Source organism: Paenibacillus sp. yr247 (genome assembly GCF_900103825.1).
GTDB lineage: Bacteria > Bacillota > Bacilli > Paenibacillales > NBRC-103111 > Paenibacillus_E.
In genome coordinates this window covers 1-7207 of record NZ_FNIF01000065.1, presented here as the reverse complement: position 1 = coordinate 7207, position 7207 = coordinate 1, and the positions used below count along the sequence as shown (strand labels likewise).

Below are 7207 nucleotides of genomic sequence, written 5' to 3'. Positions count from 1 at the left end.
TTCAACAACCTTCCTCGCCAGCCGTACTAATCATTATAGACAGCTCAATAAATTTTCATTATTCCGTGGTGCCCCGTGAGGGGCATGGATGGCTAACGAGGAACATTAGTTCAACACATCTAGGGAGAATGCCGCAGCGGTAGCCGCTCCCTTTTCATCGTAATAGGAATGCCGTTTCTAAGGGGTTGTCTATGGGAAAGCAAATTAGATTCTTTATGTCAAACGCAGATGAATTAGAATTCTGTAAAGCCGTCTCCACTCTTGAAGGGCAACTTGTTACTGAAGATTTTTTTGAAATTAATTCTGGTTTTCTAACAGAAAATCAACCGAGAAAGGTATATATTAAATTTCCCACTTCTCAAATCATTGTAGGGAACTCAGGGCGAATAGACGTGTTGAGTTCGGGTGTTATTGAATTTGTAACGTGTATTAGCCTCGCTGATTCTATGAATTACGGGAGGTTGTGGATACAGACAAATGAAAGCAACACAAAGGAAAAATGGTTGAGTGCGAAGTATAATAATTCAAGTAAATGGATACGGAAAACTTACAAAATCAATATTGACAAGGACTTTTACATAGCCGATGATGCCTTTAAATTGTACGAGTCTGGGGTTAGAATGATGGCAACACCTAATACTGAGTGCAAATTTAATTAACACATGATTAAGCTCCAGTACCAATCCGATAAGCTGTTAGCCGATGCAGGTTCCCGCACCGAACCCGGGCAGCAAGCCGAGTGTCAGAACAAGCAGTAAAGCAAACCATCTCACAGTTTTCATAAAATCATATACCTCCAGTATAAAGAGTCGATCGCCGGTTGCAGCCCGCATAGATTTGACCTACGGATCATTTGCTTTTCTCCCGTACGCCGCAGCTTCAACCTGACAGGTAAATCGTACCATCTGAGTTTTCCCGCGGTCATGGGAAGAGGCATCCCGGGAACCGGGAAATTTCTCTGCCGGAAAACCCAATCATTTCCCAAACAATGAACGTCATTGCAATAAAAATCGCAAATGTAACTATTGAATTATTTGATTCATCTCCGTTTACACTAGACACACCAATGAAAAATAACGTGTAACATGCAATTGAAATTAATAATGACAGAGATCGATATTATGAAAAATCGAAACTAACTTTATTTATGAAATAGGAATAAGTCTTTAATTCGTGATTAGTCTATAACAGCCCCAGTACAATGTTAGGTCTGGGGCTATTGACGTTTACTCAAACCACAAGTGGATCTTCCTACTATTCTAGATATTGTCGAAAAAAAAGAATTTTAGTCGAAAAGGAAAGTTTAAGTTTAATTTATATTACAATAGAAATGAATGGGCCGGGTACGGCCTTCGCTAGTCCAATACAGTTCAACACACCACGACGAAGCTAAATCAATTCATCTTATCTCTTTATGTTAGGAGTGTTTGGTTGCATGGTGTTTCGATTACTTATTGCCTTGGCGTGTTGGTTCTTCGCATTCTTCATCCTACGCAAAAATGGAGGGAACGTATCGTCGCGCTGGCTCAGCTTTAGCATTTTTATGCTCGGTTTGGAACCGTTTGCCGCAGCATTCGAGCGTTATGTTTATGATCAACCTCAACCATTCAATACAATTAACGGAGGGATCCATACAGCCGTTCTTGCGATGACGTATGTATACGTTTTTTACACGCCTTATGCAGCTTTCACCGCCTCTATGTACATGTCCGATAACTTGATTCCCCGAAGGCTTCGCGCTTTCCTGGCTTACGGAATTGCGCTCGTAACCACCCCACTCTCATTAACGTTTCAGACATTTCCGAAAGTTGATTACGATTTTCGCTGGATCGGTCCTCTGGGCACGCTATTCATGTGGGGCGGAACAGTGATCCTGGCGATAAGCTATTTGAAGGAGAAAAATCTTGTCTTACGGAAAAACCGCGAGCGAACCCTGATCGTGTTCGGCATTTCCATTCTATGGATGGGGTTCACTGAATATTTAAATGTGAAACGCATGGTTCTCGGTCTGGATCAAAGGATCCATGACAGTGTCTTGATTGACGGCTTCAAATATTCGGATTATATCAATATGGTTGGCAGCAGTTTCATCTTATTTTTCCTTATCTATGCGATTCGTACCGGCATGTTCGGTATCAAAGTTCAGATCGAACGCCAAAATCTGGATAACACCATGATGGCCCTCACAACAGGCACCGCGATTCTTGGTCATACGATTAAGAACGAAATGGAAAAGCTGGAGTATCTCGGAGGAAGAATTAAAGCGCAAATGCATTCAGACAACCGCGAAAGACTGGAAGAACTGGTCGATTCGATTCCGGGGGTAACCGATCATCTTCGCCAAATGATCGCTCGCATTCAGGAACGGACGGGTAATATTTCACTAATGGAATCGAAGCTGTCGCTAAACGGCATCCTTGCATCGGTCATCTCTCAGTTTGCTTCCGTACTGGAAAGCCACCGCATTCAGCTCATACAGGAATACGGTCAAGACTACACGATTATTTGTGATCCAACGCATTTGCAAGAAGTGCTTAATAATTTGATTATGAATGCTGTAGACGCGATGGAGCCGGGCAGGGGCGTGTTGCAAATCAGAACTTATCGCTCAAGACAAGGCGTCTCGATCGAGATAGAGGACAACGGCAAAGGGATTCCGAAGGAGCATTTTACCAAGGTGTTTGAACCGTTCTTTTCCACCAAAAATAATGCCAGCCATTACGGACTTGGCTTGAGCTATTGCTATGCCGTGCTTCGCAATCATTCGGGCTCGCTTCGCATCGTGCAGTCGGAGCCCAAAAAAGGAACAACTTTTGCGCTGATGCTGCCTAGCTATCGCATTGTAAGGGAGGAAGCCGTTTGATCCGAGTCATGATTGTGGAGAATGACCCCTTCTGGCAACAGCAGCTGCAGCTCGACTTGAGTAGGGAGGAGGACATCGAAGTCGTTTCGGTCGTTTCCGGCAAAGAGGAAGCACTGCTATCGCTTCAGGAACGGATGCTGGATGTGGTTCTGATGGATATTAATCTGACGGAAAACCGGCTGGATGGCATCGAGGCAACCCGGTTAATCGAGCGCCATTCAAAAGCGTCAGTCCGCGTCATCATGCTCACTTCGTTTCGCGAGTCAGAAATTATTGTCGAGAGCTTCCGCCAGGGTGCCGTTAATTACATCACCAAATCGAATTACGAAGATCTCGTCGCCGCGATCCGCGACGCGCATCAAGGCAAAGCCGCTATCCATGCTGACGTCGCCCATGCCGTCCGGACAGAATTGCGGCTTTCACAATTATCGCCGATGGAGCGCGAGGTCTACCAGCTCAAGCAGCAAGGGCTAACCAAAACGCAGATTGCTGAAAAGCTGATCAAGTCCGTTAACACGATTAAAAGCCAGCTCAAAAGCATTAAAGAAAAGCTTTTATAGCCGGCAGATTTCGAGAGCTGTCTAGGGGGGATGAAGAAAATTCATCCTCCCTTTTTCATACTACTCCGTTTACACTGTGTTTAGCGATGCTATGGAGGAGTGGTCGAACATGCACAGGAAAAAGCAATTCATGTTTATTCTTCTTACATCTGTTTGTCTGATGACGGTGGTTACAGGCTGTGGATCTCAGGAAAATGCGCCAAAAGAGGCCAGAGCTGCACAGGCAGAGATCAACAAAGCGATTGATTCCGCTCCGAAAGTCAATCAAGACTTGAGCAAGGTTCCGGAAGCCATTAAATCTTTGATGATGGACGGCGCACAAAACACGAAATGGGTCGCAGCTCCGGACCCATTGAACAACCAGTATGATAGTTTTGTCAAATTTGATATGAAGCTAAGCTTGACTCAAGTTACTGACTACTATCACAAGAAACTCCAGCAGCTGGGGCAAAAATACACAGAAGAATCCGGATCAAATTTCATGCAGATGAATTTGCAGCTCGACATTTACAATATTTTAATCAGTATCGAGAAATCCTCGGACATTGAGGACGGGGCCAGCATTAAAGTCGCTTATCATCTCAATATGCAGGACCCCAAAGCGCGGGAGCAAGCTGAAGCTCAGAAAGTCTCCCCCAAATAGCGAGGAATTGTAAAGGGACACGTTAGGACAAAAATGTTGTTCAAATTCAATTGGAGGTGTTACGATTTTGAGAAGTCGATATAAATCTTTAGTATGGGTATCTATTTTTTTGTTGTTGTTCAGCATCTTTGCTCCGTATCCTGCTGCTATGGCTGCTACAAATAGTAATAATGACGCACAAACAGTGAAATTCCGCGATATTCAGTCCCACTGGGCATATAACGAAATCATGGAGCTTTCAGCAGCAAACATCGTGGCAGGTTTCGAAGATGGAACGTTTCAGCCTAATGGGAATGTCACGCGGGAGCAATTTCTGAAAATGCTTGTAGAGCTAAGAAAGCTGCCTCGAACTTCCAACGCTGTTCCTTTCAAAGACGTTGAACAGGGACGGTGGTCTGCCCCCTATATTGCTGTAGGCGTGATCAACGGTATTTTACTTCCAAGCGATTTTCCAGATGGCTTTAAGCCGAGCCAGCCTATAACACGATATGAAATGGCGATTTGGATAGTAAGAGCTTTGCAGCTTTCGCCCCAGAAGGAAGAGAAGCTGCTGCGAAATGTGAAAGATCAAAGTGATATCATACGGAACCGCGACTTGATCGAAGCGGCTTTAGAAACGGGGATTATTCAGGGGTATCCAGATGCTACATTTAAAGGCGGCAATAATTCTACGCGTGCGGAAGCAGCGGTTATGCTTGTGCGAGCCCTCCATTATACACCGGGGACAATGCCGACTCCTTCGTCAGATGCATCTCGTAAAATTGTTGAATTCAGACCTGAGGTGAAGCAAAGCAAGAGTACGAGTTATTCCAAACGAGATGATGTGACTTGGGTAATTAACGATCCCGATTTGATATTAAATGTTGGCGATGTGTTCGTTATGCCTCCGAATGACACCTATTTGGAAGGTATTGCGAAGAAAGTGGTATCGGTTAGTCAGGAGAAGGATGCTCTTGTTGTGAAAACATCAGTCCCCCGGCTCAAGGAGATATTCTCACAGCTTGATATCCACTCGATGGAGTTCCTCACACCTAAGATGTTCGTTCCGGCTAATCCTGCGATCCAAATTCATACGAACGAGGTTGCCATTCAAGACACCTCATTGACCTTGCCCTGTATTCCAATTTCTATAAATAAACTAAATTATGAAGGGATTGTCGTCGATGCCAGCATGAATTTCTGCAATGTAGGAGCTATCGTAGATATAGGCATTTCTACTGATATTGATATCTGGGAGCTCGATGCGGATGTGGATTTTAATGCCAAATTAGTGCTTGTTGGCGATGTGACAACTAACGTGACGGTGACAGCTGCAGGGGAAGCCACAGAATCCAAGCTTATTCCATTGCTTGCGACGCCACTTGTTGTTCCAGTCGCTCCCGGGATAAACTTGGAAGGCAATCTGTATCTGAGAATAGATCCTAATTTTAAAGCTTCATTTGAATTCAAATTTAAGGATAAATTCCATCTTGAAGAAGGATTCAGCGTGTCGCTTAGTGATGGATTCAAAGCGATTGATAAGACAACGAACACCGCAACCGTAGAAGTGAATACGAAGTTTGATGCTAGTCTTGCGGCAGGACCAGATTTTCGACTGACATTGAGTCTCTTAGGTATGGCATATGCTGGAGCGGACCTGTTTCCAGGGATCCGAGTTAGTTATAATCGGAATTACGAAAAGGGAAGCTGTGATTCATTAGGTGTTAGCGCCATTCTCGTATTGGATGCGGTCGCAGGTTATGATGTTTTCGTCGCCGATGGTGAATTGAAGCACAATTTAATTGACGCGAGTGTTCCGTTATCTCAGATTGATCTTAATTGTCCACCGCCACCACCGCCAACGAATCTGCATGCCGAACTGATTAGTGTAAATATTGGAGGCGAATTGCAAACCCCACTTGGAGTGAAAGGTCAAGAGGTCTATCTGGACCGGACTAATGTTCAATTAACCTGGGATCCTGCTAGTAAAGCAACAAGTTATTACGTGATTCGCACGGATGCTGCTGACGGTCATACTGTAAAATTCCTTAGTACGAATACGACGTATATCGATCAAACGGCCCACAAAGGCAATATGTACAATTACCGCGTCACCGCCGTCAACGAATATGGGGAAAGCGGACCTTCCAACATCCTAACGGTGAAAGTCGTTGATCTGCCGCCCTCAGCGCCTCAGAATTTGACCGCATCAAGGCAAGACGCAACCGTCACGCTCAACTGGGACCCAATAAACGGCTTGGTGACGTATAACGTGAAGCGTGCGGAAGGCTCCAGCAACAACTATGTGACGATAATTTCCGGTATTAGCGATGCTAAGTACACAGATACAACGACATCTATTCTTAAAGATTACAGTTATATCATCACAGCAGTGGATGCTGGCGGGGAAAGTGATCAGAGCAATAGCGTACATGTGGATATTCCTAACATCGTCGTAACACCGGTCGACCCCAACTTCCATATAGACAACTTAACTTTGCTGTCGCCTGCTCCTGCGAATTTCAGTGCAAGTAGAGATTTGAATAGCGGGAGAATTGTTCTTAGCTGGAAAGCGGTTGATGGGGCGACAGGCTATAATGTGATGCGTTCGGACGCTGAGAATGGCACGTATCAGCTTATCGGCGCCAAGGTTAGCGGTACGACTTTCACCGATACAACAGCCGCAATTGGCGTAACATACTACTATAAGGTCTCAGCCGTGAATAGTAAAGGTGCTGAGAGCCGCTATACCCCCATTCAATCGGCGTCATCGAGTTATGGAATAAGGTGAAAATTCGAAACTTTATTTGTCATTAGCCTTTCAGGAGTAAGCCAGCAAACCGTTGCGGAGGCCACTGAAAAAGTCCAGCAAAGGTACAGATTTCCTCAATTTTTTGAGGAGGCTGTACCTTTTTTTCTGTATAATTAAGGTATTATACTTAGCGGGTGATTACGATGATCAAAAACCAACAGTCGATGATTTTAAGTCCATATATGGAGATTTACAACTTAGTTGTTCCCAAGGATAATTTACTGAGACAGATTGAAGAACTCGTTAACTTCTCGTTTGTATACGATGAACTGAAGAGAAATTATTGTTTGGATAACGGTCGAAACGCTATCGACCCTATTCGTATGTTTAAGTATTTATTACTAAAATCT

At 44.3% G+C, this 7207-nt stretch carries 6 protein-coding genes and 1 pseudogene; 6 read left to right on the top strand and 1 reads right to left on the bottom strand.

Going from position 1 to position 7207, the window contains the following annotated elements; genetic code table 11:
- Positions 1 to 191: 191 nt before the first annotated feature.
- Complete coding sequence (locus BLT91_RS30245) at positions 192 to 659, top strand: hypothetical protein (RefSeq protein WP_090827953.1); 468 nt, start codon at positions 192 to 194, stop codon at positions 657 to 659.
- Between the two features lie 36 nt (positions 660 to 695).
- On the opposite strand, the gene BLT91_RS32195 is transcribed toward BLT91_RS30245, so the two are convergent.
- Complete coding sequence (locus BLT91_RS32195) at positions 696 to 833, bottom strand: hypothetical protein (RefSeq protein ID WP_175532606.1); 138 nt, start codon at positions 831 to 833, stop codon at positions 696 to 698.
- Between the two features lie 602 nt (positions 834 to 1435).
- On the opposite strand from BLT91_RS32195, the gene BLT91_RS30240 reads away from it, so the two are divergent.
- The 5 genes and pseudogenes from BLT91_RS30240 to BLT91_RS30220 all read left to right on the top strand — a co-directional run.
- Positions 1436 to 2863, top strand: a complete 1428-nt coding sequence (locus BLT91_RS30240; protein ID WP_175532605.1) for a sensor histidine kinase — start codon at positions 1436 to 1438, stop codon at positions 2861 to 2863.
- Positions 2864 to 2871: 8 nt separating this feature from the next.
- Positions 2872 to 3423, top strand: a complete 552-nt coding sequence (locus BLT91_RS30235) for a response regulator transcription factor (protein ID WP_217635314.1) — start codon at positions 2872 to 2874, stop codon at positions 3421 to 3423.
- Positions 3424 to 3532: 109 nt separating this feature from the next.
- Complete coding sequence (locus BLT91_RS30230; protein WP_090827948.1) at positions 3533 to 4066, top strand: hypothetical protein; 534 nt, start codon at positions 3533 to 3535, stop codon at positions 4064 to 4066.
- Positions 4067 to 4133: 67 nt separating this feature from the next.
- A complete protein-coding gene (locus tag BLT91_RS30225) occupies positions 4134 to 6836 on the top strand; it encodes an S-layer homology domain-containing protein (protein ID WP_090827947.1) in 2703 nt (900 codons plus the stop codon).
- 164 nt (positions 6837 to 7000) lie between these two features.
- Positions 7001 to 7207 (top strand): annotated as a pseudogene (locus tag BLT91_RS30220) (IS5/IS1182 family transposase); the annotation flags it as partial.

Bases quoted from the DNA above. Each gene is read 5' to 3' on its own strand.
- BLT91_RS30230 (WP_090827948.1), top strand. From the start codon at position 3,533: ATGCACAGGAAAAAGCAATTCATGTTTATTCTTCTTACATCTGTTTGT.
- BLT91_RS30240 (WP_175532605.1), top strand. From the start codon at position 1,436: ATGGTGTTTCGATTACTTATTGCCTTGGCGTGTTGGTTCTTCGCATTC.
- BLT91_RS30235 (WP_217635314.1), top strand. From the start codon at position 2,872: ATGATTGTGGAGAATGACCCCTTCTGGCAACAGCAGCTGCAGCTCGAC.
- BLT91_RS32195 (WP_175532606.1), bottom strand. From the start codon at position 833: ATGCGGGCTGCAACCGGCGATCGACTCTTTATACTGGAGGTATATGAT.
- BLT91_RS30245 (WP_090827953.1), top strand. From the start codon at position 192: ATGGGAAAGCAAATTAGATTCTTTATGTCAAACGCAGATGAATTAGAA.